General features: G+C 63.2%; 22 protein-coding genes. 12 read left to right on the top strand and 10 right to left on the bottom strand.

Features of this window, described 5'->3' with window-relative positions; all coding sequences use genetic code 11:
* Positions 1 to 36 precede the first annotated feature (36 nt).
* A complete protein-coding gene (locus VHO05_RS19090) occupies positions 37 to 756 on the bottom strand; it encodes a thermonuclease family protein (protein WP_329648225.1) in 720 nt (239 codons plus the stop codon).
* A gap of 333 nt (positions 757 to 1,089) precedes the next feature.
* Between VHO05_RS19090 and VHO05_RS19085 the strand changes: the two genes are divergently transcribed.
* Positions 1,090 to 3,423: an AsmA family protein gene (locus tag VHO05_RS19085; protein WP_329648224.1), complete on the top strand. Its 2,334-nt coding sequence runs from the start codon at positions 1,090 to 1,092 to the stop codon at positions 3,421 to 3,423.
* 276 nt (positions 3,424 to 3,699) lie between these two features.
* On the top strand, positions 3,700 to 4,224 hold the full coding sequence (speD, locus tag VHO05_RS19080) for an adenosylmethionine decarboxylase (RefSeq protein WP_329648279.1): 525 nt from the start codon (positions 3,700 to 3,702) through the stop codon (positions 4,222 to 4,224).
* Between the two features lie 154 nt (positions 4,225 to 4,378).
* On the opposite strand, the gene VHO05_RS19075 is transcribed toward speD, so the two are convergent.
* Positions 4,379 to 4,795: a Fur family transcriptional regulator gene (locus tag VHO05_RS19075; protein ID WP_329648223.1), complete on the bottom strand. Its 417-nt coding sequence runs from the start codon at positions 4,793 to 4,795 to the stop codon at positions 4,379 to 4,381.
* Positions 4,796 to 5,166: 371 nt separating this feature from the next.
* On the opposite strand from VHO05_RS19075, the gene VHO05_RS19070 reads away from it, so the two are divergent.
* From VHO05_RS19070 to ychF, 5 genes are all read left to right on the top strand, one after another.
* The gene (locus VHO05_RS19070; RefSeq protein WP_329648222.1) at positions 5,167 to 5,907 is read left to right on the top strand and encodes a 50S ribosomal protein L25/general stress protein Ctc; all 741 of its coding nucleotides are present in this window, start codon (positions 5,167 to 5,169) and stop codon (positions 5,905 to 5,907) included.
* Between the two features lie 72 nt (positions 5,908 to 5,979).
* Positions 5,980 to 6,714: an aminoacyl-tRNA hydrolase gene (gene pth, locus VHO05_RS19065; protein ID WP_329648221.1), complete on the top strand. Its 735-nt coding sequence runs from the start codon at positions 5,980 to 5,982 to the stop codon at positions 6,712 to 6,714.
* A gap of 145 nt (positions 6,715 to 6,859) precedes the next feature.
* Positions 6,860 to 7,690: a hypothetical protein gene (locus tag VHO05_RS19060; RefSeq protein ID WP_329648220.1), complete on the top strand. Its 831-nt coding sequence runs from the start codon at positions 6,860 to 6,862 to the stop codon at positions 7,688 to 7,690.
* 124 nt (positions 7,691 to 7,814) lie between these two features.
* The gene (locus VHO05_RS19055) at positions 7,815 to 8,408 is read left to right on the top strand and encodes an HdeA/HdeB family chaperone (protein ID WP_329648219.1); all 594 of its coding nucleotides are present in this window, start codon (positions 7,815 to 7,817) and stop codon (positions 8,406 to 8,408) included.
* 272 nt (positions 8,409 to 8,680) lie between these two features.
* Positions 8,681 to 9,778, top strand: coding sequence for a redox-regulated ATPase YchF (gene ychF / locus VHO05_RS19050; RefSeq protein WP_329648218.1), 1,098 nt, complete (start codon positions 8,681 to 8,683; stop codon positions 9,776 to 9,778).
* A 47-nt stretch (positions 9,779 to 9,825) separates the two neighbouring features.
* On the opposite strand, the gene corA is transcribed toward ychF, so the two are convergent.
* The 5 genes from corA to VHO05_RS19025 form a co-directional block, all read right to left on the bottom strand.
* Entirely contained in the window at positions 9,826 to 10,818 is a 993-nt protein-coding gene (gene corA / locus VHO05_RS19045; RefSeq protein WP_329648217.1) for a magnesium/cobalt transporter CorA, read from the bottom strand.
* 270 nt (positions 10,819 to 11,088) lie between these two features.
* The gene (locus tag VHO05_RS19040; RefSeq protein WP_329648216.1) at positions 11,089 to 11,520 is read right to left on the bottom strand and encodes a PilZ domain-containing protein; all 432 of its coding nucleotides are present in this window, start codon (positions 11,518 to 11,520) and stop codon (positions 11,089 to 11,091) included.
* Between the two features lie 87 nt (positions 11,521 to 11,607).
* Entirely contained in the window at positions 11,608 to 12,435 is an 828-nt protein-coding gene (locus tag VHO05_RS19035) for an SDR family NAD(P)-dependent oxidoreductase (protein WP_329648215.1), read from the bottom strand.
* 47 nt (positions 12,436 to 12,482) lie between these two features.
* A complete protein-coding gene (locus tag VHO05_RS19030; protein WP_329648214.1) occupies positions 12,483 to 12,932 on the bottom strand; it encodes a hypothetical protein in 450 nt (149 codons plus the stop codon).
* A gap of 183 nt (positions 12,933 to 13,115) precedes the next feature.
* Entirely contained in the window at positions 13,116 to 14,789 is a 1,674-nt protein-coding gene (locus tag VHO05_RS19025; protein WP_329648213.1) for an acyl-CoA dehydrogenase family protein, read from the bottom strand.
* Positions 14,790 to 15,068: 279 nt separating this feature from the next.
* Here VHO05_RS19025 and VHO05_RS19020 point away from each other — a divergent pair, with 279 nt between their 5' ends.
* From VHO05_RS19020 to VHO05_RS19005, 4 genes are all read left to right on the top strand, one after another.
* On the top strand, positions 15,069 to 15,920 hold the full coding sequence (locus tag VHO05_RS19020) for a YihY/virulence factor BrkB family protein (RefSeq protein WP_329648212.1): 852 nt from the start codon (positions 15,069 to 15,071) through the stop codon (positions 15,918 to 15,920).
* Between the two features lie 133 nt (positions 15,921 to 16,053).
* Positions 16,054 to 16,914, top strand: coding sequence for a fatty acid desaturase family protein (locus tag VHO05_RS19015; protein ID WP_329648211.1), 861 nt, complete (start codon positions 16,054 to 16,056; stop codon positions 16,912 to 16,914).
* Positions 16,911 to 17,915, top strand: coding sequence for a class I SAM-dependent methyltransferase (locus VHO05_RS19010; protein WP_329648210.1), 1,005 nt, complete (start codon positions 16,911 to 16,913; stop codon positions 17,913 to 17,915). Before VHO05_RS19015 ends, VHO05_RS19010 begins: the two co-directional genes overlap by 4 nt.
* Positions 17,916 to 18,135: 220 nt before the next feature.
* A complete protein-coding gene (locus VHO05_RS19005) occupies positions 18,136 to 18,564 on the top strand; it encodes a hypothetical protein (RefSeq protein WP_329648209.1) in 429 nt (142 codons plus the stop codon).
* 151 nt (positions 18,565 to 18,715) lie between these two features.
* Here VHO05_RS19005 and ccrA read toward each other — a convergent pair whose 3' ends face one another.
* The 3 genes from ccrA to VHO05_RS18990 all read right to left on the bottom strand — a co-directional run bounded on the left by ccrA (position 18,716) and on the right by VHO05_RS18990 (position 22,861).
* Positions 18,716 to 20,026, bottom strand: coding sequence for a crotonyl-CoA carboxylase/reductase (ccrA, locus tag VHO05_RS19000; RefSeq protein ID WP_329648208.1), 1,311 nt, complete (start codon positions 20,024 to 20,026; stop codon positions 18,716 to 18,718).
* Positions 20,027 to 20,250: 224 nt separating this feature from the next.
* The gene (locus tag VHO05_RS18995) at positions 20,251 to 21,378 is read right to left on the bottom strand and encodes a M48 family metallopeptidase (protein ID WP_329648207.1); all 1,128 of its coding nucleotides are present in this window, start codon (positions 21,376 to 21,378) and stop codon (positions 20,251 to 20,253) included.
* 7 nt (positions 21,379 to 21,385) lie between these two features.
* Complete coding sequence (locus tag VHO05_RS18990) at positions 21,386 to 22,861, bottom strand: YjgN family protein (protein ID WP_329648206.1); 1,476 nt, start codon at positions 22,859 to 22,861, stop codon at positions 21,386 to 21,388.
* A 224-nt stretch (positions 22,862 to 23,085) separates the two neighbouring features.
* Here VHO05_RS18990 and VHO05_RS18985 point away from each other — a divergent pair.
* Positions 23,086 to 25,068 (top strand): protein meaA (locus tag VHO05_RS18985; RefSeq protein ID WP_329648205.1); only part of this gene is annotated, 1,983 nt, incomplete at its 3' end.

Genomic DNA, 25,068 nt, shown 5'->3' with positions numbered 1-25,068 from the left:
TCAATCGGGCGGCCATGTAATCCGGCCCGCTGCCTTTTATGGCCCCATGATCGGCCGGAAGCCGGCCTTCCCGGCTTCGGCCTCGGTGCAGAACCAGCGCTCACCCTTCTCGGGCTCGACCTTGACCTTCGCGTACCAAGGGCTCCAGGGCATGTGATAGATGTGCCCATTCTCCGTGATATTGCCCTTGATCGCGCAGCCTTGGGGCGCGCCGGCTTCAGCAACCTCCCAACGCCGCTCGCGAAAGACCCAAGGGGGTTCCGCATTTCCCTTCCAGATGCCGATTTTCGCGCGGCGCGCTTCCGCTTCGGTGTCCTGGTACCGCGTCGAGTATTTCACGAAGGCCCACGCATGGCCTGAGCGCACCATCTCAGCGTTGACATCGCGGCCATCCACGGAGCACCAGCCGAGCACGCGGTCGTACTTGTCGCGCCCGGTCGAGGAGCAATCGACGCGTCGTCCGCCGACCAGCCACCGAAGCTGTTCGGTTGCGGCCCGTCCGCACTTCCACGTTCCGAACCACCCGCCTTCGCAGGTCTGTTCGGTCTCGGGGGCATCGATGCCTTCAAGCCGCACGCGCTCGCCCGCGATTTCGAGCGTATCGCCGTCGATGACGGTCGCGCGCCCGCTGAGGAGCGGAGAGGTCTCCCCGGCAGGCCGGGCACCGACGATGTTCGGGATGGAGAGAAGAAGGGTTGCGGCCAGCGCAAGCGCCACAGGCCGAACCAGGCGGGTGGTGCAGATACGTTCACTCATAGGTTGCAGCATGCCCGACACGCGTGTCGAAACGAGGCTCCAAATGTGACCGCTCTGCGATTCGTGAGGCGAGCAAAGTTACTGAAATGTAATGATTAAATACAACTTTTCAGGCGCTTCTGGTGGGTGCGCGCACGGGTTGCGCGAGGGTGCGAATACGCGCATCGTTGCTACGGATGTCCGCAGGGCGCTATGGGTCGTGGATAAGTGGTGTCAGGCCCGCGCCGTTTTGGCCGCGCCCTGACACAATTAGCGCCTATGAGCTTAAGCTTGCTGCCGTAAACGCGGGGATGCGCCCGCGCCACCGCGGCCTTTCGTGAGGTCAGGAGCTCGATGACGAGCAGAAATCCGCCGCCGGGACAGCCGCCCCGCTTCGAGGCGTACCGTCCTTCGGAGGAAGGCCGCGCACCGCAACGCCGGCCTGGGCCGCCGCCTGGACACGGCTACCCGCAGCAGATGGCGCCGATGCAGCGCGATCCGTACGATCGACGCGGGCAAGGTCGTCCGCATGCAGCGCGCGAGCGGTCGGGTCTGGGCTCCCTCGTTTTCTACGGTGTGCTCGGTTTGATCGCGATGGCGGCCGGAGCAGCCGCATTCGCCGTGGTCGCACTTCCCGCCAACTTCGTACGCGACCGCGTTGTCACCGCCGTGAAGGAGAAGACCGGCCGCGATCTCGTGATTGGAGGACCAGCGTCTTTCACGTTCTATCCGGCGCTGGGCGTTTCACTCGGAGACGTGACCTTGTCCGGTGCGCCTGGCGCTTCGGCATCGAACCCGCTCGTCGCGATGAAGTCGCTCGATGTACGGGTCGCGTTCTGGCCGCTGATCCAGCGCGAGGTCCGCATCTCGACGCTGATCCTTCGTGATCCGGTTTTCAATCTGGAGATCGACGAAAACGGGCGCCGGTCTTGGGACTTTGCGTCGGCCGACGACCGCAAGAGCTGGACGCGCGTTGCGCAAGCCGGCGGCGGAACGGCGTCCGACGCGCAGGACGCGCCACAGAGTGGCGGAAGCGGCAACCTCCTTCGCGTCGGCGATGTGAAGCTTGAAGACGTGCGCATCGACAACGGCACGCTGAACTACCGCGATGCGCGCACCGGCAAGCTGACGGAGATCTCCGCCATCAACACGAAGATGGAACTGGCGGCCTTGTCCGAGCCGCTGCTCGCCGAGGGCAGCCTCGCCTGGAAAGGCAAGACGATCAGTTTCAACTCCGCCCTTTCATCGCCGGCCGACGTCGCCGGGAACCGTCCTGCGAAGCTCAAAGTCTCGCTCGGCACCGATGCTCTGGATGCCTCGTTCGAAGGCTCCGCTCGTCTGCACGACGATCTTTCGGCCGAAGGCATCCTCAGCGCCAAGTCGCCCTCGGCGCGCGCACTAGCCCACTGGGTGGGGATCGATCTCCCGCCCTCCGATGGCTTCGGCCCGATGACGGCCAAGGGCCTCCTGCGCACGTCACCCAATCAGCTGGCACTGTCGACGGCCGAGATCGTGTTGGATCAAACAACGGCGCGCGGCGACATCGCCCTCGATACCCGGGGCGCCCGCCCGCAGGTCAACGCCAGCCTGAAGCTCACCGAGCTCGACCTCAACACCTACCGCTCGACTGGCGAGACGAGACGCGCGGCCCCTCCGCCGGCATCGCCGGGCGACGGAAGCAAGGCGCAGTCCATCGAGGATCTGCTGCAGGAGGCCGCTCCGCCCGGACCGCGCGTCAAGGGCTACACCAAGCGTCACGGCTGGGACGAGGAACCATTTGATCTCGACGCGCTCGGCACCATCGACGCCAATGCCAAGCTCTCGATCGGCAAGCTCACCGTTCGCACGATCCATCTCGATCAATCCGACGTGACGGTCGCGCTCAAGAACCGCGTCATGAAGACAACGCTCGACCAGGTTCGCCTCTACCAGGGGACTGGGCGCGGAACGATCACGCTCGACGGTACCGCTGGAACGTCAGCCAGCCTCACCGCCAATCTCGCCCTCGACGGCATCGAGGCGCAGCCCCTGCTGACGGACGCCGCCGAAATTGATCGCCTGACCGGCAAGGGACGTCTCTCGCTCGCGCTGGCCGGGCAAGGCACCAGCGAACGCCAGATCGTCGAAACGCTGAACGGCAAGATGGAGTTCGCCTTTGCTGACGGCGCCATCACCGGCGTGAACGTGGCCGAGATGATGCGCAACTTGAGTAAGGGCAACCTCGGCGGCCTCGACACCCGCCCAACCGACAAAACCGACTTCAGCGAGATGACATCCACCTGGGTTGTGAAATCTGGCATCGCGGAGAACCAGGACCTGAAGCTCGTCGGCCCACTCTTGCGTGTTTCAGGATCCGGTCGCGTCGCACTGCCGACGCGTGAGGTCGACTACATGCTGCGCCCGAAAGTGGTGGCAGACCTGACCGGCCAGGGCGCGACGCAGGAGGTCTCCGGTATTGAGGTGCCCGTTCGCATGCACGGCAGTTGGGATGATCCGAAGTTCACACCTGACCTTGCTGGCGCGCTTAAGAACCCGAAGGCCGCCGAGACGATCAAGGAGATTGGGAAGCAGTTCAAAGGCAAGAAGGCCGACGAGATCGTCAACGATCTGCTCGGCGGCGGCGAGAAGGCCGAGAGCACGAAAGCGAAGGGCAAGAAGCTGCTCGAACAGTTTCTCAATCCGCAATGATGCGCGCGTGGCGCTCAAAACGCCGCGCGAAACGCCCCTGCATCGACGTCCTAAGAGAGTGTGACAACGCTGCGCAATTTTTTACGCGCCGAGGGTCACTTTTCTCTTGCGATGGGGGGACGCTTGCATCATATCAGCGTTCTCCGTTCGTCCACCTGCCCTTAAGGTCAAGGACTTCCATCCCCACACCCCCAAGGTAAGGAGCGTTCGGGTTAAATCTGTCTGCTGGTTGGGGAGGGTCATATGGCCTTTAATGACACCCTCTTCCAATTGGGGATGGACTTGACTCGTTCAAGCCCCGCCCAAAAGGAAGATCTGCACGCGTCGCAGGGTGCGCGCGTTGCTCTTGAGGACACGACTGAGGACCGCGCGGGCCGCTATGCCGGCCGGCACCTGCTGATCGATCTGTATGGTGCCAAGCGGCTCGATGACGTCGAGCACGTGGAGCGGACTCTCAAACGATGTGTCGAGGCCTCGGGCGCGACGCTCCTGCACATGCATCTTCAACCCCTGAAGCCCGCGGGCGGAGTCACGGGCGTTGCGGTGCTGGAGGAGAGTCACATCTCCATCCATAGCTGGCCGGAAACCGGTTATGCCGCGCTCGATGTCTTCATGAGCGGGAGCACTGATCCCGCGCGAGCCATCCCGGTTCTCCAGGAGGCGTTCGAGGCCGGCAAGGTCGTCGTCAAGACGCACCTTCGCGGTTCGGCGCCAGGGGAGAACGGCGAGCGGAAGAGCAAGGCCGAGAAGCCCGCTCCCGCTCGGCTCCGCACCAACAGGAAGACGAAGGTAGCGGCCTAGGACCAGGACCGTGCGAGGCCCTATCAGCCTCGCGCGCGAAGCGTCGGTCTTTTTGACAGCCGCTACGACAGGTGTTGTTCCACTGGCAGACAGACAAGGGCGCGTGTCCGACCCAACCGGACACGCGCCCATTTTCATTCGTGGTTGAAGCCGCTCAGGCGATCCGCGCCGTGCAGGCTGCGCAGCGTCCACGCAGCTCGAGCGTCATAGCCCGAACGGTGTATTTCGACCGCTTGGCCCAACTGGAAAGCGCTTCCACCGCTCGCGGTTCGGCGAACTCAGAAACCGTCCCGCAGTCGTCGCAGATCGCGAACACCGCCGCGCCTTCGTGCTGGTGCCCGGACTGGCCGCACGCGACGAAGGCATTGAGCGACTCGAGCCGATGTGCCGAACCCGCCGCGATGAGCCGGTCCAGCGCCCGGTAGACGGTCTGCGGGGCGAGCGTCGCTTGGTCGCGAAGCTGGTCGATGATCTCATACGCGGACACCGGGCGGCCGGACTCGCGCAGGGCCGAGAAGATGAGCTTGTCCTGCTCCTGTGCCGGACGGCGTTTGCTGATTTTGCGGGTCATCCAAGTCTCGGGTTGATTGGCAACATTTGGAGCCGAGTGTAGCATGCGAGCGGGGGCAACGCAGAGAAAGGCGCCTTTAGAGTGCTTCCGGAAAAGTGGGAACCGGTTTTCCGATAAGAAGCACGACAAAACAAACAACTAGGGTCGGTCCACGATTCAACTAAAACCGGAACGACCCTAGGGGGCGGTTAACCCAGCCCATATGGGCCCCAGACAAGGGTTTTCTAGCCCGAACGCCAATTGCCAATCGGGCCTCCCGCGGCTATAACCCGCCCATCTCAAGCCAAAGCGAGAGACCTGCCCGGCACCCTTGGAGGCCGGTTGCAGCCAGTGGGCCTGGTTAAGGCCCTTTTTTCATTGGAGAAAAAGCCATGAGCGAGATCATTGAGATCAAAGCCACGGCGCGCCCGCGTGCAGGCAAGGGGGCCGCACGTCAAGCTCGCCGCGAAGGGAACGTCCCGGCCGTTATTTACGGTGACGGACAGCCCGCAGAAATCATTGCCATCAACGGCAACGACCTCTGGAAACAGTTCATCAAGGGTCAGTTCACGTCGACCGTGTTCGACATCAACGTCGGCAACGACAAGACCATCCGTGTCATTCCGCGCGACATCCAGCTCGACCCGGTCAAGGATCACCCGATCCACGTCGACTTCCTTCGCATCGCGAAGGATGGCGTCATCCGCGTCGCGGTTCCTGTCCGCTTCGTCAACCATGCCGCCTCTCCGGGCCTGAAGCGTGGCGGCGTTCTCAACATCGTTCGCCACGACGTCGAGATCTACTGCCCCTACGATCGCATCCCGTCGGCATTCGAGATCAACCTCGAAGGCCTCGAGATCGGCCGTTCGATCCACATCTCGGCCGTGACCATGCCGGACGGCGTGCGTCCTGTGATCGCGAACCGTGACTTCACGGTCGCGACCATCGCCGGCGCCAAGAAGGACGACGAGGCCGCGACGGCCGCTGCCGGCGCCGAAGGTGCCGCTGCACCGGCTGGCGATGCCAAGGCCGCCGCTCCTGCCGCCAAGGGCGGCGCGGCTCCGGCCAAGGGCGCAGCTCCGGCCGCAGGCGCCAAGGCCGCTCCGGCTGCCAAGCCCGCAGCCAAGAAGTAAGAACGGCGCATTTGCGCAAAAGGCCGGCACCCCGCTATACGGGTTGCCGGCTTTTTCTTTTTGGACTTCGCGATGAAACTGTTCGTCGGCCTTGGAAATCCCGGCAGTCAGTATGCCGGAAACCGTCACAACGTCGGGTTCATGGCCGTCGACGAGATAGCGCGCGCGCATGGCTTCGGCCCGTGGAAGCGCAAGTTTCAAGGCATCGCGGCTGATGGCGAGCTGGCTGGCGAAAAAGTATTGCTGCTCAAGCCCGAGACGTACATGAATGAAAGCGGCCGCTCCGTGGGCGAGGCCGCGCGTTTCCTGAAAATCGCCGAAGAGGACATCGTCGTCTTCTACGACGAGATCGATCTCGCGCCGGGCAAGCTCAAGGTCAAAACGGGAGGCGGCAACGCAGGTCACAACGGGCTGCGCTCGATTTCGGCGCATCTCGGCAACGACTACGTTCGCGTGCGCATCGGCGTCGGTCACCCGGGCGTCAAGGAACTCGTAGCCCGATGGGTGCTGAACGACTTCGCCAAGGCGGATCAGACCTGGCTCGTGCCGCTGCTTGACGGAATCGCGAAAGCCGCGCCTCGCCTCGCGAAAGGCGATCAGTCCCGCTTTCTGACCGACGTCGCGAAAGAACTCGGCGACTCCGGCGACCCGAGAAAGGGCAAGGCGCAGGACGCTCCTGCTGAGGAAAAGGCCGCTGAGCGTTCCGCACCCAAACCGCGCGCGCATCCTGCCGGCGAGCGCGCCGGCAAGAGCGCCAACGCGATCGCCGAAAATCTCAAGAAGTGGCTCGCCGCCCGCAAGCCCTGAGAAAGCTGGCGCTTGTTTCCGTAGATAACGGGCATCCTATTCCGCGATGCGTGTTTCGCGTCACCATCCCCCTTGCGAACTGCGCTAGGCTTGGCCCCGGAGCAGGTGGGGACTAGTCAGGGAAACTGGTCTAGGGGAGCGGGACATGTCTCTCGATACGGAGAAGCTCAAGGAGCAATTCCAGAAATCGAAAAAGGCGCGGCGTGCGTGGAGCACCTACAAATGGTTCGACCGCATTCGCAATTGGCAGGATTGGTACAACTGGATTGCGTCGTTCCTGCAGACGAAGGCGGGTGCCGCCGTTGCTCTGACCTCTACGGCCGCGCTCACCACCACCGCGATCGTCGTCCATAACGCCGTGGTCGATCCCTATGCCGAACCCTATGTGCCGACGGAGATCGCGCCCCTCGCGTCGGCGGAACCCATGCGCCAGACGCGCGGAACGTTGATCTTTGCGATTGAGGGTCGCGATAAGGCGGGTCGCCTCGGCACCTTCGATGTCGTCGTTGCCCGCAAGCAGTTCCTCTGGGTCCGCGGCAGCTCGGACGATCTCGAGAAAGACGGCCGCGTGCTCACGCGCGACGAGCTTGCGAAGGACGTTCTCGACCAGGAGGTCCGCGACGGCCTCTCGAACGCGCACGAGGTGATCGCCGTCGGCGCCGCATCTCAGGAAGGAAATTCCGCCGAGGAGAAGGCGCGCGCCGGACGCCGCGCCACACGAACGGCGGAAATCGTGTCCGCCGCCATCGGAGCGGACGTGCCGGTCTCAACGCTGAACCTCGGCCAGTATCGCGAGCGCTGCCCCGCCTGCGAGAAGGGCGGCACCAACTGGCAGCGTCCGTTTATGGTCATTGCCGTCAAGGATTTGCAGCCCGAAACGGTGCTTGCGGAAGCACTTGCCGATGCAATGACGGGCAAAGAGACGTTGCCGAGCCCGGCCAGCTATTCCGCTTTCGACCTCGCCAAGGTTCGTTGAAACCGCGCTTTCAATCTCCGGCGGTGGTCAGGCTGGCTAAAGCCATCCGCACTAGGTGCGAATAGGGAGCATGGATTCGGCGCGCTTTCGCGCTGTCATGCGAATTTGATCCAGGGGACCAAAAATGCAGCGCCTGTTTGCCTCGATGGCTTTTGCTCTGTTGACCGTCACAGGCTTCGCCTCGACGGCTTCCGCCGAGAAGATCGACCTCTCGACGGTCAGTTGCAGCCAGTTGATTCAGTCGGTCGAGTCGGGCTCCGAAAAGGACAAGTCCGGTATGGGCGGCATCCTGTATTGGATTGCCGGCTTCACCGTCACTGATGAGCAAGGCGCCGTGATCGACTTTGGTGGCCTTAGCAAGGATTTCGACAAGATCCTTGCCGCGTGCAAGGAGCAGCCCAAGGTTGGAGTGCTGACAGTCGCATCGAAATTTCTGGGCGCCAACGCGACACCACACGGGAAGGACGCTGTGGACCTTGCCACGCTGACCTGCGAGGCGGCCGTGAAGTCCAGCCAAGAAGAGGAAGAGGGGCTCGGCTACATCCTGATGTGGATCGCCGGCTATCAGGCCTCGGACTCTGGAAACAAGATCTTTGACACCGACACGTTCGAGGCCGACATGCACAAGATCGGCGAATACTGCGGCACCAACCCTGCCGTCGGCCTGATTACCGCCTCCGACGAGATCATGGGCGAGGACGACGAAAGCAGCGAGTGAGCCGGCGGGGTCGGTTGGCCCACGGCAAAGGCTTGAGAAAACGGGCTTACGGCTTGAGGTGCCGCGACACCTCTGCCCGTGAGCCCGTTTTGCATTGATCCCCGGCCAATGGCGGTGTAGCCAGCCCCAGCGAACCTTGAGTGCTTCCGGAAAAGTGGGAACCGGTTTTCCGACAAGAAGCACGACAAACCAAAGAACTAGAGACGTTCCGCGATTCAACTAAAACCGGAACGGCTCTAGGCGGTTCAAACGAGATTTCGAGGCTTTTTCCCATGGGTTTCAAGTGTGGCATCGTGGGCCTGCCGAACGTCGGCAAGTCTACCCTGTTCAACGCGCTGACGCAGACGGCTGCGGCCGAGGCGGCCAACTATCCATTCTGCACCATCGAGCCGAATGTCGGTGAAGTGGGTGTGCCGGACGAGCGGCTGCAGAAGTTGGCTGGGATCGCCAAGTCCGCCGAGATCATTCCGACGCGGCTGACGTTCGTCGACATTGCCGGCCTCGTTCGAGGCGCTTCCAAGGGCGAAGGTCTCGGCAACAAGTTCCTCTCGCACATTCGCGAGGTGGATGCGGTCGCCTACGTGCTGCGCTGCTTCGAGGATGATGACATCACGCACGTCGAGAACCGCATCGATCCGCTTGCCGACGCTGACGTCGTCGAGACGGAATTGATGCTGGCCGATCTCGAGAGCCTGGAGAAGCGCGTCGCCGCAAATGAGAAAAAGGCCAAGAGCGGCGACAAGGAGTCCAAAGCTCAACTTGCTGTCATGGAAAAGGTGCTAATCCCGCTGCGTGAGGGCAAGCCGGCACGCACGGCCGATATCACGCCGGAAGAGCGTCCCATCTTCCAGGGGCTTCAGCTCCTGACATCGAAGCCCGTCGTCTACGTGTGCAACGTCGAGGAAGCTTCCGCCGCCAACGGCAACGCGTATTCGGCGAAGGTTCAGGAGCGTGCCAAGGCGGAAGGCGCCGCATCGGTCATCATCTCGGCCAAGATCGAATCCGAATTTGCAGGCTTGCCGCCGGAAGACCGCGCTGAGTTCCTGAACGAGATGGGCTTGTCCGAGCCGGGTCTCAATCGCCTGATCCGCGCCGGCTACCAGCTGCTCGATCTCGTGACTTACTTCACGGTTGGCCCGAAGGAAGCACGCGCCTGGACGATCACGCGCGGCACCAAGGCCCCCCAGGCGGCAGGCGTCATTCATACTGACTTCGAGAAGGGCTTTATCCGCGCCGAAACCATCGCCTACGAAGACTATGCCACGCTTGGCGGCGAAGTCGGCGCGAAGGATGCCGGCAAGATGCGGCTTGAAGGCAAGGAGTACGTCGTCAAGGATGGCGACGTCCTGCACTTCCGCTTCGCAAACTGATCCCCGAGTGGTCTCGGAGACAGTTCGCGAAGCTTGATGGCTGGGACCTAGAGCCAGCCGCGCCTTTTGAAATAGAGGTAGGGCAGGATGGCTGAAAGCAGCATCATTCCGAGAGCCCAGGGATAGCCGCCCAGCCATTTCAGTTCCGGCATGTAGTCGAAGTTCATGCCGTAGATCGAAGCAACCAGTGTCGGCGGCAGGAACACGACAGCCGCGACCGAGAAGATCTTGATGATCTGGTTCTGCTGCAGGTTGATCAGCCCAAGCGTGGCATCGAGCAGGAAGTTGATCTTGTTCGATAGGAACGTCGCCTGATCCGCCAACGCGACAACGTCGCGGTAAAGCACCTTCGTTCGCGCCTTGGCTTCCTTGGTGAGCCTCTTATCCTGCTGGTCCACGCTGGTGTGATAGGTGAGGGCACGATTGAAGCTGACTAGGCTCTCTCGGATCATCGTCAGCAGATCGCCATGGCGCCCGATGTTCTCGATCGTGGCCTGCAGGTCCTGTGTCGTGTTGGAAACCTTCGCTGAAGATTTCTTGCGGAACACGGAGCGGGAAATCCCATCGATGTCGAGGCCGGCGCGTTCCAACGCGTCCGCCAGACGGTCGAAGAGTGCCTCGATCAGCCCCATCATCACCTGCTCGCCGTTGGCGCAGGGAATGGCATTTGCCTTTTGCGCGCGGGCGGCATAGTTGGCAAAGGCCTTCGTCTCGGCATAGCGCACGGTCGCGAGCGTGCTGCCTTTGAGAACAAAGGTAATGGGTGTTGTAAGCGGCTCTTCGGTATCGAGCTGGGTGAGCGCGGTGATGGTCATGAACTCCGCGCCTTGCTCCTGATAGAGCCGTGCGGAAACCTCGATGTCCTGCATCTCCTCGCGTGTCGGCAGGTCGATACCGAGAAGCTTCTCGACCAGAAGTTCTTCCTCGGATGTCGGGTTGAACAGGTCGATCCAGACAGGCAGCTCCGCCGGGTTCGCCGAGACTTGCCCTTCGGTTCCCGCGATGAGGTGCGTTCCGTTTTTTAGATAGGTCCGAAGCATATTCGCTCCTTGCAGGCTGCCGCGATTGGCCGCCTGGGAGCGAGGCGCTCAGGCGGTTGCCACGGAAGCTGTGTGTGGTGACGACGGATGTCGTCGACTGTCGCTGTCCATTGGTGTGATCCTCAAAAATCCTGCCGCCAAATGGGATCTGACGGTCGGATTCGCGGCGGACACTACTCCGGCGCAGACCGGCGCGCCAGCTTCAAACGCAGGCGGGGCGAAAGATCGCGAAACTGTAAACCGGCTTGGGAAACGACCGCGTGTGTCGGCCTAGCGGTACTTGCGCGAAGGCGGCTTGGGGGCGCCTTCGAAGCGCAAACCGAACATCTGACCCTTGCACCATCGCAGCGAGCACTGAACCTCGTGCTTCTCGGTATCGAAGTAGAGTTTGACCCCGTCCGAAAGCAGGGCCGGCTTGATCGGATCGCCAATGACTTCCACGCGCGCGCCTTTGACGGAAAGGTCCTTGATCATGCACGGCCGCGGCGTGATCAGCCGGTCGGCCCACAGGTAGCCGCTGCGCATGCGCTGCGGGACACGCACGAAAGTCCGGAGGTCCTCGCCGCGCTTGCCAGACTTGCCGCCACGCGAGTTCGTGCTCCTACCGGGAAACAAAACGTTCGTGAGGGTATCGAGGAGTGCCATGTCGAGCCCAGCCGCTTGAGGTACGGCGGCGCGACGGCCCTGCGGCGTCGCCCGCATAACGTCAGTGGGCTCACATTAGAGTCCGAAGGTTGACAGATGGTGAACCTGCCGTCCGCGGACAAAAACCGCGAAAGATTTCACGCTTCAAATGCGTTGAGCGAGCCAATCGCTGAGCGGCGCCGGCAGCACGCGCTTGCCCACGGCAGCCAGGTAGGTGGGCACCGTGACCATATAGCGGCGCTTCGGACGCGGGCTTTCCACGGCGTGCACCAGCTTCCAGGCCACCGCCTCGGGTTCGAGCTTGAAGGTGGACTTTCCGCCTTGCTCCATCGCAGCCAGCCGCGCGAGGTACGTTTCGCGGTGAGCGGACCCCTCGATGTCGACGGTGACACGGAAGTTGGCGAGTGCGCGCTCGACGAAGCGCGTTCGGATCGGCCCCGGCTCGATGATGGAGACGAAGATCCCCGTCCCCTTGAGCTCGTACCGGAGGGCATCGCTCAAAGCTTCGAGCGCATACTTCGACGCGCAATAGGCCCCGCGGTAGGGCACCGAGACGAAGCCGAGCACAGAGGAACATTGCACGATGCGTCCTTCGCCGGCCGCCCGCATGAAGGGGATGAGACGCCGCGTCAGATCGTGCGTGCCAATGACGTTCACCTCGAATTGCCGGCGTAGAACATCCGTCGTGAGGTCCTCGACGGCGCCCACTTGCCCATACGCGCCGTTGTTGAACAGCGCCGTGAGCTGCCCGCCGGTTAGTCTCAGCGTTTCATCGGCACAGCGCGCGATCGAGCGCGGATCTGCGAGATCGAGATGCAACGTTTCGACGCCCACGTCGCGTGTCAGCGTCTCATAGTCCTGCTGCGTGCGGACGGTGGCGATCACGCGCCAGCCGCGTCCGCGCATGATGCGGGCGCACGCGAAACCGATGCCCGAGGAGCAGCCAGTGATCAGAATGGATTTTTGCGTCATGCCCGAGCATGTAGCCTCGGGCGCAAATGGAGGAAAGCCGTTTCCTCCTACTGCGGCGGATCGCCGGCAATAAAGTAAATCGTGTCGAGCAGCGTTATGACGCCGGGCTTGAAGGCGAGGCCGGACTTCTTTCCGGCGCACCGAATGTCCTTTGCGGCCTTGGAGTCGAACGAGAGGAAGATGCCGTTTACGCGGAAGCTCTCCGGTGACGCCTCGAAGGCACAGCCCTTTTCGATGAAAACGTCGCTGACATAGGTTTGCAGCGCCGATCCCGGTGTTTGGTCACCGGGATTTTCGATCGCTTCGAGCACGCCGGGCGCCGCCATCTTGCACGTTACGTAGCGGTCCGCTTCGAATTCACATCCGGCGAACCAGAGCCGTCCCGATCCAGGTTCGAACGCGGCGGCGCCTGGAAGGTCAGCGGGTGCATCTTGGCCATGTGCGGACACGGCAGCGAGCGAAAGCGTCGCCATGGCAAGGGATTGAAAGTAGCGCATCGAAATTGTCCTGTCGGGCGGGAAAATTGAAGACCTGTCAGGACACTAAGCGTCTCGACGGCAAATGGAAATCACGCGTCCGCGAGGTCTATTCAGGAGAGCCAAGCGGGAACCTGCAGCCCTCAAAAAACAAGGGGCCAGGCGAGCGGCCTGACCCCTGCGTTTGACGTTTGCGAGATCGGATCAGGCTTTGTCTTCGAGTAGACGGCGCGCAATGACCTGCGCCTGAATTTCGGCGGCACCCTCGAAAATGTTGAGAATGCGCGCGTCGCAAAGAACGCGGCTCACCGGGTACTCGAGTGCGAAACCGTTACCGCCGTGGATCTGCAGCGCGTTATCGGCGTTAGCCCACGCGACGCGGGCGCCGAGCAGTTTCGCCATACCCGCTTCCAGGTCGCAGCGATGCCCCTCGTCCTTCTCGCGCGCGGCGAAGTAGGAGAGCTGACGCGCGATCATGGTCTCGACCGCCATCATCACAACCTTGTTGTAAACGCGCGGAAACGAGTAGATCGGCTTGCCGAACTGGATGCGCTCGAGCGCGTATTTGAGGCCGAGGTCCATCGCGCATTGGGCGACGCCGACGGCGCGCGCCGCGGTCTGGATGCGCGCACCCTCGAACGTGTTCATGAGCTGCTTGAAGCCCTGGCCCTCGACGCCGCCGAGCAGGTTCGCAGCCGGCACCTCGAAGCCGTCGAAGGAGATGTCGTACTCCTTCATGCCGCGATAGCCGAGTACTTCGATCTCACCGCCCGTCATGCCTTGCGCCGGGAACGGGGTCTCGTCCGAGCCGCGCGGCTTCTCGGCGATGAACATCGAAAGGCCCTTGTAGCCCTTCTCGTCCGGGTTCGTGCGCGTCAGCACCGTCATGATATCGGCGCGCACCGGATGCGTGATCCAGGTTTTCTGACCCGTGATCTTGTAGGTATCGCCATCGCGCACCGCGCGCGTCTTGAGCGAAGCGAGGTCCGAGCCCGTATTCGGCTCGGTAAAGACGGCCGTCGGCAGCCACTCGCCGGTGGCGATCTTGGGCAGATACTTCTCTTTCTGCTCCACCGTGCCGTTGTGCAGGATCAACTCGCCCGCGATTTCGGCGCGCGTGCCGAGCGAGCCGACGCCGATGTAGCCGCGCGAGAGCTCCTCCGAGACGACGCACATGGCGAGCTTGCCAAGGCCAAGTCCGCCGTACTCCTCCGGCAGCGTGAGGCCGAACACGCCGAGCTCGGCAACCTTCTGGATGATCTCGAGCGGGATATAGGTGTTGGCGAGATGCCACTCGTGCGCATGCGGCACGACTTCCGCTTCCGAGAAGTCACGCATCTGCTCGTGGATCGCGGCCATTGTCTCGTCGAGGCCGGAGTTGCCGAATGTGGTGGCGCCCTGCTGATGCTGGATGAACTCCGCGAGTTTTGCCTTCACGCCTTCCGTGCTGCCGGCGGCAATGACGTCGGCGACGGCATCCTCATACTTGCGAATGTCGGCCCTGGAGACGCCGAGTGCTTCGGGACGGATGATTTCGAGCTGGCTCATCGGAATGCCGCCCGCAATCTGCGCGCCGTACTCGGCGAAAGCGGCCAGGAGTAGCAGCTGCTCGAACTCGCCGAAGTTGCCTTCGTCCTTGAGACGGGCAGCCCAGAGGTTCATCTGACGGAGAGCTTCGACGGTCGTCGCGAGCCAAGCGAGGCCATGGGCCGCGTGCTGAGCCTCGTCGACACCGCCCGCGTCCTTGATCTTGGCCTTGACGCCGGTCTTGGCGAGGGCCAGCACCTGGTCAGCGGCCTTCACCACCTCGGCTGTTCGGGCAATCAGGCCATCGGGGCCGGACTCCAGAAGCTTGCTCTCCGCTTTGACAGCCGACATCGCTCCGTCTCCTCCGCTCGTGCACATGTGGGAATTTTCATTTTCGGCAGGGCAGGCCCGCCAATTCAGGCAGCCATGTGCAAATTTCCGAGCCCTGACGTCAAGACAATCTCGCGCCTCAGCGACAGGAACGCGCGGGGAAAATCCGCCTGAGCGGGAACGTTAACGCCGCAGGCCATTTCCGGCAAAGCGTTGCTGCGAGGACATGGACCTCGGCGGGCGCAATGAACTAGGGTCCCGGCTCGACAACAGCCGAAACACCCGCCAGATTGCTTGACGATGAAGCGTTATAAAACTGTGCTGGCCGCCATCTACCGCCTCTATGAGCACTCGGGCTTCGCCATGGCGGGTGCAGTGGCGTTCTCTTTCGTGGTTTCCCTGTTCCCGTTCTGCATATTCCTGGGTGGACTTGCGGGTCTGTTCGGCGGCCGGGAGCTGGCGGCGGAAGCCGTCACGAAACTCTTCCAGAATTTGCCACCGGCGGTCGCAGAGGCGCTGGCACCGCAGGTCGACGCCATCATGGGCCAGACCCGCATCGACCTTCTGACTTTCGGTGGCTTCCTAGCCCTCTTCTTCGCGACGAGCGCGGTCGAGACGCTCCGCGCCGCCCTCAACGGCGCTTACCGCGTGCCGGAGACGCGGCCCTATCCGATCTGCCTCGGGCTCAGCATGCTGTTGGTGTTGATCAGCGGCGCCTCGATGCTGGTGCTGACGTGGGCGGTTGTCGTCGGCCCCGCGCTCGCCGCGCAATTCGAGCCCTCATGGGTTGAGCCGTCGCTGATCAGGTCGCTTCTCGATTCCACCTGGCTGGCTCCCATAGTGCGCTACACACTTGGCGCGGCCGTCATCGGCGCGCAGCTGCTCGCGTTCCATCTCTGGCTCGCTGCCGGCGAGCGTCGTCTTGCCGACGTCTGGCCGGGCGTCGCCTTGTCCGTCGTGCTCTGGCTCGCGATTGCCGGCTTCTATTCGTACTATCTTTCGATCAGCAACTACGCGCGGTTCTACGCAGGGCTGTCGCAGCTGATGATTGCAATGATTTTCTTCCAGGTCACGGCGGTCATCATCCTGCTCGGCGCCGAACTCAACCGTGGCATCATGGAGATCAAAAAGCTTACCAACGGCATCCACTAGCTATATAAGAACCGCTCACTGATAATTTTCTGCGCAAAGAGATTTATATGCACGGAGATTTCGGATGCGGGAGAACTTGCCGACCCCACAAGAAATTTCAAAGCGATTTGGAGCAAAGAGCACGAGCCTCGGATTGCTGAACGTCGCCGGTACGTGGGTGGGGATTCTGGCGACCGTTTTGATCGCCGCTTACGTGAATGACTGGCCGATGATCCCGGTGGGGATGGCCTTGCTTGTCGGCCTCCAGCATCGCCTGTTCACACTTTACCACGAGGGCTTTCATGGCTGCCTCGTTCAGGACGGAAAACTTGGCAATCGGCTGGCGCGCTTTTTCGCAGCCTATCCGTCACTCTCGCGCTACGATGGCGCGCGGCAGCGCCATCTCGATCATCACTCAAGAGCAACGTCGACTGATGATCCGGAACGTGTCAGCCATTGCGAGAATTGGCGCGAACTTGCGCCACTGATGTTTCCCATCCCCTGGGCCTTGTCCCGCAGCATTCTGGGTTGGGCGCCGTTCGAGGCCGAGTTTCAGCGCGTTCTGGCCGACCGCGACAATAGCCCGTATCCATTCGCCCCGGGCGAGCGCGTTGCAATTACCACGACAATGCTCGCGATCATCGTTGGTCTGGCGGGTCTGTGCTGGGCAGTAGGCGGAAGCCCTCTCTGGGCTCTGCTTTATCCCGTGACGCTTATTCTGTTCACCAATCCGATCATGGTGCTGCGGCAATGGGTTGAGCACTACAACGAAGACGATCATAGCGTTGACCCCCGCTACTTTTACGTTCGTTCGAATGTAGTCGAGCGCTTTTTCTTCTCACCCATGAACTTCAATTTCCACGGCGCCCACCATCACTATCCCTGGATACCGTATTACAACTTGCCGACGCTTCACGCCGAGTTGGTCGAACGCGGCGCAGGTATCAATGAACGGTCGAGCTACCTCTCGATGCTCACGCAGTTGTCGTTGCAATCAGAACGGAAGCCGGCATGACGGAGCTTGCGCTGCACGAAGACACGGCTTGCATGGCGTGTGGCTCGGAGGCCGCGCCGTCGCGCATTGGTTCGGTATTCGACCACGAATACCGCAGCACAGAAATGAACTTCCCCGTCGTGCGCTGCGAGGCATGTGACCTCGTGTACCTGAAGCCGCGGCCAGCCGCGACCGAGCTCGGAAAAATCTACCCACCCAGTTATTATTCCTATCACCTGAGCGGCAACGCGCCGCAAACCGGCGGCGCCGTATCTCGCGTCCAGCAGATGTTTCACGCGCGCAATCGGGCCGCACTCGATACGAAGCTGCGGCGCAGCGGGTTTGATGCAAGTTCCTATTCGCGGCCTATTCGGGTGCTTGACGTAGGTTGCGGCGTCGGTGCGCAGCTCGACCTTTTTCGGGATCTGTTGCCGAACCCGGAACTGCACGGCGTAGAGATCGGAGAGCTCGCCGTTCAGAAAACGCGGGAGCGCGGCCACAAGGCGTATCTCGGCAGGTTCGAAGATGTAACGCTGCCTTCAGACTACTTCGACATTCTCTATTCCTCGCACGTCATCGAGCACGTTGAGAATCCTTACGGGTTTCTGGAAAAGTGCCGCGAGGTTTGCGCTCCGAATGCCACGATCATTATCGAGACACCGAATACCGACTGCGTAGAATTCGGGATGCTCAAGGAACGTCATTGGGGCGGCTACCACGCTCCGCGCCATTTCTATCTGTTTGACCCGAAAAACATGTCGACGATGGCGTCCCGTATGGGACTAAAGACGATCGTAGCGCAGCCATATCCGTCGCCCGTGTTCTGGAACTGGACCTTTCACTCGCTTCTGATGTCGGTAGCGGGCACGCGGGTCGCCGACGCGATATTTCCTCCTGTGAAAATTTTCTACGGCGGTTTGCGCTCCTTCTTTCTGCTTGGCACGTTCTCCGTCATCGAAAGCGCAATTCTCAAACTAGGCGGCCGCGCCTCCGCGTTCTGGATTGCGTTTTCCAAGACCTAGGTCTTGCGATTGCTTTGGGCCACGATCGACGTCGTCCAACCAGCATCGCTGGCTGCTATGGCGAGGCGGATCGACGAGGTCATGGACGCGTTCGTGCAGCCTATCCAATAGCTCGACAGTGGCATATGCTAGCTGTGCTTGGGGGGACGGTGGTCGCGCCGTCAAACCCTCGTGGCCTCCGTCCGCCATCGGCAATCTATTTGGCACAGGAGGACGAGCTATGGTGAAGCCACTCTCTGAACAACTCTCCGACTTGTCCGTTCGCGCTAAGAACGCTGTGGACGCCATAGCGGCGGCACAGAAAGAAGAGCACGACAAGATCGTAGCGCGTCGAGAACAGACGCGGGCTGCTGTTTCGGCAGCCATCGCAAAGGTCGACGAAGACATAAAGGCTGTCGGCGACGCGACCTCTGGGCAATGGGATGCGCTCAAAGGGAAGATCAGATCCGACATGGAGAACCTGAAGCACAAGATCGACGAGAAGCGGCAAGAGCGTGGCACCCAGCGAGCAGAGAGCCGTGCAGATGTGCTCGAGTGGGAAGCCGCCTGCTCAGTCGACTATGCAATCGCCTCGATCGAGCAGGCGAAGCTGGCTGTCCTCGACGCCATGGTTGGCCGGACTGAGGCTGAGAAGGCCAAGAGAGCCTAGCGCTTCAGTCGAAAGCGCCCGCGTCCGTTGTGCGGCTGCTAGATCATTTGCGGTTTCGCCTCCGATCCCAAACCGCCGACTGACTTGCGTGCGGCAAATAAAAAAGCGCGGCATTGCTGCCGCGCTTTTCGCATCTCTATGCTTTCGAATTTCAGCCCGTGCCGAAGCGCTGCTGGCTGGCCTCGAGAACGTCCTCGACCGTCCGGAGACCAGTCGTCGGAGCCGAGACCAGAACGGCCATGTTGCCCGGCTTGTGCTCGTTCCGCATCATGCGCATGTGCGCCTTCGGGATCTGCGCCCACGAGAAAACCTCGGACATGCACGGATCGATGCGGCGCTCGACGACGAGCTTGTTTGCCTGCGAAGCCTGCTGGAGGTTCGCGAAGTGCGAGCCCTGCACGCGCTTCTGGTGCATCCAGAGATACCGTGCGTCCATCGTGAGGTTGTAGCCCGTGGTGCCGGCGCAGATGACGACCATGCCGCCACGCTTCACGACCTGCACCGAGACCGGGATCGTTGATTCGCCCGGATGTTCGAACACGCAGTCGACGTTGACGCCCTTGCCGGTAATGTCCCAGATCGCCTTGCCGAAGGCGCGCATCTCCTTGAGCCACTCGTTGTATTCTGGCGAGTTGACCTTGGGCAGCTGGCCCCAGCACTTGAAGTTCTTGCGGTTGATGACGCCCTTGGCGCCGAGCTGCATGACGAAATCGCGCTTGTCGTCTTCCGATACGACGCCGATCGCGTTGGCACCCGACGTCGCGCAGAGCTGCACCGCGAACGAGCCGAGGCCGCCTGAGGCGCCCCACACCAGCACGTTATGGCCCGGGCGCAAAACGTGCGGACGATGGCCGAACAGCATGCGGTAGGCGGTGGCGAGCGTCAGCGTATAGCAGGCCGCCTCTTCCCACGTGAGGTGCTTCGGGCGCTCGAGCAGCTGGCGGTCCTGCACGCGGCAGAACTGTGAGAACGAGCCGTCCGGCGTCTCGTAGCCCCAGATGCGCTGGCTCGGCGAGAACATCGGATCGCCGCCGTTGCACTCCTCGTCGTCGCCATCGTCCTGGTTGCAGTGGACCACGACCTCGTCGCCCACCTTCCAGCGCTTCACCTTGGAGCCGACCGCCCAGACGATGCCCGCCGCGTCGGAACCGGCGACATGGAACGGCGCCTTGTGCACGTCAAACGGCGAGATCGGCACGCCCAGGCCGGCCCAGACGCCGTTGTAGTTCACGCCGGCAGCCATCACGAGCACCAGCACCTCGTCGTCGCCGATGGCGTGCGTGGGCACGACCTCGAGCTGCATCGCCTGCTCGGGCGGTCCGTGACGGTCGCGCCGGATCGCCCAGGCGTACATCGACTTCGGCACGTGGCCCAGAGGCGGGATCTCGCCGACCTCGTAGAGATCCTTCTTCGGCTGTCCCGCCGTCGGGTGCGATGGAACGACGGCCAACGCTGCGGTCATATCTGGCCCCTGCGCTTCGATTGAATAACGTCTGTGGATTTGAACGGTTTCCCGTTAGCAGGCGCAGCGTAATGGTGCGACGCACAAAGTCAATTTCTATTAGATCAACAGGCCCATTTGGTTAGAAAATTGCCACAACGGCGAAAATAAATATTCGCACGACTGCACCATAGCTGGCGCACCATGCCCCGCCTACCTACTGAAAGCTGAGGTAAAACAAGCGCCTAGCGACAAATTGCCCGCAGCGCCTGCCATTCCTGCGCACTCAGCGCCGGCGCGCCGGTCGGGGGCCGCTTGGTCGCCTCCAGACGCTCCCGGGTCGGCGGGTGCGTGGACAAGATGCCGGCCTCCTCGGCGGCGTCGCGCGGCTTGGTCGAGCCGCTGCCGGGTGCCTTGCCCTTGTCGCCTGAAGCCTGCTTGTTCTGCATTTCCAGCAGCTTGCCGAAGAAGGTTGACAGCCCGTCAGCGCGCATCCCGACCTTGTCCATCAGCTCCAACGCCGTCTGGTCGGCCTCCCGCTCCGCGTCCCGGCTATGACGCAGCGCCAGCAGCACGCCGCCGGCGCCACCCAGGGTCGCCACGTCAGACGAGTAGCCGCCGGTCACCAGCTTCAGCACCATGTCGAAGCCATAGGCGCGCAGCAGACCCTTCATGGAGTGGTGGTGCACCACATGGCCGACCTCATGGGCGATCACGCCGGCCACCTCCTCCGGTCCCGAGGCCTTGTCGATCAGACCGGAGAACACGATCAGCCGGCCGCCAGGCACGGCGAACGCGTTGACGATCGGGTTCTGCACGACGCTGACATCGATGCGCCGCCGGTAGGAAGATGCATCCTGCAGGCGGTCGATCAGCGTCTGCAGCGCTTGCTGCCCTTCGGGGCGCGTGCATTTGCGCATGTCGCTGGTCATGGCCGTCACGACCGAATCGCCCAGCGAGCGCTGCCAGACATAGGGCACGAACGGCGCCACGACGTTCGGCAGCTTCTCGGCAGCAAACGCCATGACACCGACCGTGATCGCCAGCGCCGCCGCGACACCGCCCAGGGCCGGCGCGATGCGCGGCCGCCGGCCGGTGGCGCGCGCCAGGCTGCCTCCCAGGTCGGCCAGCGCCTGACGCAGCGCATCGTCCTCGATCGACAGCCGGGTGCCAGGTTGCCGGGCGCAGACCAGCAGCGCGTGCGGCTCGTGCTCGGCGTCCGAGACCACCTCGATCTCGGCCGTGGGCCAGCGCACGACCACGCGCCCGTCCGGCATCGTGGCCACGAGCTCGGCCGGCGTCGCCTTCACGGAGACGATGTGAGCGACGGGGTGCAGGCCGTCGTAGAAGCGGGCCGTCATGGGTGAGGTCATGGCACGCTCACACGATTCCGGTGTCGAACAGGTCGAGCAGGCCTTCGCCGATCGCTGGCCCTTGCCCAAGCGCCTGGGCGACAGCCAGCGCGTCGACCTCGCCGTAGATCCAGAGCTGGTCGGCGATCAGCCGTGCCGTGCGATGCAGCACCCAGGGCCAGCCGATGCCAAAGGTGAATACCAGGATGATCCAGTTCAGCACGATGAAGCCCCACATCTGGCCCGTCGTCACGCCGCTCACGAACTGCATACGGCCGAACCATGTCCGCGAGATGAGGTAGCGCAGCAGGTAAGCCTGGTACCAGCAGCGCAGCGGCAAGATCACGAGGCCGATCAGCGAATAGACCGCCAGGGCCACCAGGATCATGATCACGATCACCAAGGGTGTCGGATGGGCAATCTTGTCGCCGATCGCCTCCCAGCCGCCGAAGCGATCGATGACGGCGGACAGCCCGCCGATGATCATCACGATGATGACGACCAGCACGATCCAGGCCATGATGTTGAGGAAATAGAAGCCGATGAAGCGGCCGTAGATGTCGCCGGCCTGCCCCGCGAAGCCGAAGCGCACGGTGCCGAATGTCAGGTTCTTCAGCCGGTACTTGGCCAGCGCCACATCCAGGATCGGCGTCACCAGCTGGGCGCTCATGGCATTGAGCAGGCCCAACCCGACCGATATGCCGCCGAACTTCCAGGCCGACCCATCGAGGCCAGACCGGATGCCGCGCCAGCGCGTGCGCGTCAGCTTGTAGCGCAAGCCGGCATAGCGCCCGACCGCCAGCAGCGGGTAGCCCGCCAACAGCAGCAGCCAGGTCGCGGCATCACCGGCATCGACCTCCTGCAGCACGGTCTCGCGCGCGAACAGCCATAGCGCCCCCAGCACGATCCCGCCCACGACCATCAGGAAGCCGACGCCGGCGAGAAAGCCGAGAAACAGCTCGATACCGCGGCCGCGATACTCGAAGCGATCGCCGAACGCCTGGAAGTGCGACCATAGATATCGGCGCACGCGCGTGCGGCCCCAGAAACGATAGACGCCCAGCGTCACCAGCGTGAGCAGCAGGCTGCGCAGATAGACCAGGTACAGCTCGCCCAGTTTGCCGTCATAGGTCAGCCGTACCGGCGGATTGACGTGGATCGGCGGCGGCGCGTAAGCGACGGGTGCGCCGTACGGCGGATAGCCGGGCGGCGCCGCGGCGTAGCCGCCAGGTGCCGCATAGCCAAGCTGCGCATAAGGCTGCGTCGCCCCGGCCGGCGGGGGATATCCCGGTGGCGGCGCATGACCGGCCGGCGGCACGTAGTTCCGGGAGAAGCCCTGGCTATGCGCATAGCCGCCGTGATCTCGCGGCACGGGCGGCACTGCCGGCCCCTGACCCGGCTCTGCTGGCGCAGGAGTCAGCCATTGCGGTGCCGCGGCGGGCGCGGAACTGCCGGTAACCGAATCGGGGCGCTTGTCGGCGCCGGAAGCAGAATCGTCGTTCACGGATCTAGGCTCGCCCGGTCGTCCCCAACGATGGTCGCGCCCCGGACCGACACGGATAGTGGTCTACTCACCCCGGCAAAGCCAACCCGATGGGCGGTGCGATAATGCCGGAATGCCCGAATTCAGGCAATTATCCATCGATCATGTTGCAACGCAACACGAATTCCCTTAGGCACGAAGGTTGCCCGGTCGATGCTTCGCCGGCCGCTTCAGGGATCGCCCCAATGCCTGCCGATAACCAACCCACATCCAGTATCAAGCGCGACCGGCCCTGGCTGATCCGCACCTACTCCGGGCACTCGACGGCCAAGGTCTCGAACGCGCTCTACCGCACCAACCTGGCGCGCGGCCAGACCGGGCTCTCGATCGCCTTCGACCTGCCGACCCAGACCGGCTACGACAGCGACCATCCGCTGGCCAAGGGCGAGGTCGGCAAGGTCGGCGTGCCGGTCTCGCATCTCGGCGACATGCTGACCCTTCTGGACGGCATCCCGCTGGATCGCATGAACACGTCGATGACGATCAATGCGCCGGCGGCCTGGCTGCTGGCCTTGTACATCGCCGTTGCGGAGAAGCAGGGCGTGGCCCGCGCCAAGCTGCAGGGCACGACGCAGAACGACATCATCAAGGAGTACCTGTCGCGCGGCACCTACGTCTTTCCGCCCGAGCCGTCGCTGCGCCTCACCTCGGACACCATCGCCTTCACGGTGCGCGAGGTGCCCAAGTGGAACCCGATGAACGTCTGCAGCTACCACCTGCAGGAGGCCGGCGCGACGCCGATGCAGGAGCTGGCCTATGCTCTGGCCGATGCGATCGCCGTGCTCGACACGGTGAAAGCCCGCGGCCAGGTCGCGCCGGAAGAGTTCCCGCAGGTGGTGGGCCGCATCAGCTTCTTCTGCAATGCAGGCGTGCGCTTCGTCACCGAGCTTTGCAAGATGCGCGCCTTCGCCGAGCTGTGGGATGAGCTGACGCGCGAGCGCTATGGCGTCACCGACCCCAAGATGCGGCTGTTCCGCTACGGCGTGCAGGTCAACTCGCTGGGGCTGACCGAGCAGCAGCCGGAGAACAACGTCTACCGCATCCTGCTCGAGATGCTGGCGGTGGTGCTGTCCAAGAACGCGCGTGCCCGCTCGGTGCAGCTGCCGGCATGGAACGAGGCGCTGGGCCTGCCGCGGCCGTGGGACCAGCAATGGTCGCTGCGCCTGCAGCAGATCGTGGCGCACGAGACCGACCTGCTGGAGTTCGGCGACATCTTCGACGGCAGCACCGAGATCGAGCGCAAGGTCAACGAGCTGAAGGCCGAGACCCGGGCGGAGCTGGCGCGCATCGACGACATGGGCGGCGCCATCGCCGCCGTCGAGGCCGGCTACATGAAGCAGCGCCTGGTCGAGTCGAACCTCAAGCGCATCGCGGCGATCGAATCGGGAGCGCAGACCGTGATCGGCGTCAACGCCTTCACCGAGGGCGAGCCCAGCCCATTGTCGGCCGGCGAAGCTGCGATCCAGACCGTCGACGCCGCCGTCGAGCGCGAGCAGATCGAGCAGCTCAATGCGTGGCGCGCGCAACGCGACGCCAGGCAGGCTGACGCGGCATTGGCGGCGCTGCGGGACGCGGCCAAGGAAGGCCGCAACATCATGGAGCCCTCGATCGCCTGCGCCCATGCCGGCGTCACCACCGGCGAGTGGGGCCAGGCCCTGCGCGAGATCTTCGGCGAATACCGCGCACCCACCGGGGTGGGCCGTGCCGCCGGCGCCGGCAGCGACCGGCTGGAACCCGTACGCCGCGAGGTCGAGCGCGTATCGCGCAAGCTCGGCCGGCGGCTGAAGATGCTGGTCGGCAAGCCGGGCCTCGACGGCCACAGCAACGGTGCCGAGCAGATCGCGGTGCGGGCCCGCGATTGCGGCATGGAAGTGGTCTACGAGGGCATCCGCCTGACCCCGGCGCGCATCGTCAACGCCGCGCTCGAGGAGGGCGTGCACGTGGTCGGCCTGTCGATCCTGTCGGGCAGCCACGTGCCGCTGGTGGGCGAGGTGATGGAAGGCATGCGCAGCTCGGGTATCGCCGACGTGCCGGTGGTGGTCGGCGGGATCATCCCGCCCGAGGATGCCGAAGCGCTGCTCAAGTCGGGCGTGGCGCGCGTCTACACGCCCAAGGACTTCGATATCACCGCCATCATGCGCGACATCGTGACAGTGGTCGACGGCGCG

It is taken from the genome of Hyphomicrobium sp. (genome assembly GCF_036262015.1).
Classification (GTDB): Bacteria; Pseudomonadota; Alphaproteobacteria; order Rhizobiales; family Hyphomicrobiaceae; genus Hyphomicrobium_C.
This window is presented reverse-complemented; position numbering and strand designations above follow the sequence as displayed.

Coding starts and splice junctions, on each gene's coding strand:
- VHO05_RS19040 (WP_329648216.1), bottom strand. CDS start 11,520: ATGCGGGCGACGCCGCAGGGCCGTCGCGCCGCCGTACCTCAAGCGGCT.
- VHO05_RS19070 (WP_329648222.1), top strand. CDS start 5,167: ATGAGCGAGATCATTGAGATCAAAGCCACGGCGCGCCCGCGTGCAGGC.
- VHO05_RS19010 (WP_329648210.1), top strand. CDS start 16,911: ATGACGGAGCTTGCGCTGCACGAAGACACGGCTTGCATGGCGTGTGGC.
- VHO05_RS19020 (WP_329648212.1), top strand. CDS start 15,069: ATGAAGCGTTATAAAACTGTGCTGGCCGCCATCTACCGCCTCTATGAG.
- VHO05_RS19085 (WP_329648224.1), top strand. CDS start 1,090: ATGACGAGCAGAAATCCGCCGCCGGGACAGCCGCCCCGCTTCGAGGCG.
- VHO05_RS19055 (WP_329648219.1), top strand. CDS start 7,815: ATGCAGCGCCTGTTTGCCTCGATGGCTTTTGCTCTGTTGACCGTCACA.
- VHO05_RS19005 (WP_329648209.1), top strand. CDS start 18,136: ATGGTGAAGCCACTCTCTGAACAACTCTCCGACTTGTCCGTTCGCGCT.
- speD (WP_329648279.1), top strand. CDS start 3,700: ATGGACTTGACTCGTTCAAGCCCCGCCCAAAAGGAAGATCTGCACGCG.
- ccrA (WP_329648208.1), bottom strand. CDS start 20,026: ATGACCGCAGCGTTGGCCGTCGTTCCATCGCACCCGACGGCGGGACAG.
- pth (WP_329648221.1), top strand. CDS start 5,980: ATGAAACTGTTCGTCGGCCTTGGAAATCCCGGCAGTCAGTATGCCGGA.
- VHO05_RS19025 (WP_329648213.1), bottom strand. CDS start 14,789: ATGTCGGCTGTCAAAGCGGAGAGCAAGCTTCTGGAGTCCGGCCCCGAT.
- VHO05_RS19030 (WP_329648214.1), bottom strand. CDS start 12,932: ATGCGCTACTTTCAATCCCTTGCCATGGCGACGCTTTCGCTCGCTGCC.
- VHO05_RS19090 (WP_329648225.1), bottom strand. CDS start 756: ATGAGTGAACGTATCTGCACCACCCGCCTGGTTCGGCCTGTGGCGCTT.
- VHO05_RS19060 (WP_329648220.1), top strand. CDS start 6,860: ATGTCTCTCGATACGGAGAAGCTCAAGGAGCAATTCCAGAAATCGAAA.
- corA (WP_329648217.1), bottom strand. CDS start 10,818: ATGCTTCGGACCTATCTAAAAAACGGAACGCACCTCATCGCGGGAACC.
- VHO05_RS19075 (WP_329648223.1), bottom strand. CDS start 4,795: ATGACCCGCAAAATCAGCAAACGCCGTCCGGCACAGGAGCAGGACAAG.
- VHO05_RS18995 (WP_329648207.1), bottom strand. CDS start 21,378: ATGACCTCACCCATGACGGCCCGCTTCTACGACGGCCTGCACCCCGTC.
- VHO05_RS19035 (WP_329648215.1), bottom strand. CDS start 12,435: ATGACGCAAAAATCCATTCTGATCACTGGCTGCTCCTCGGGCATCGGT.
- ychF (WP_329648218.1), top strand. CDS start 8,681: ATGGGTTTCAAGTGTGGCATCGTGGGCCTGCCGAACGTCGGCAAGTCT.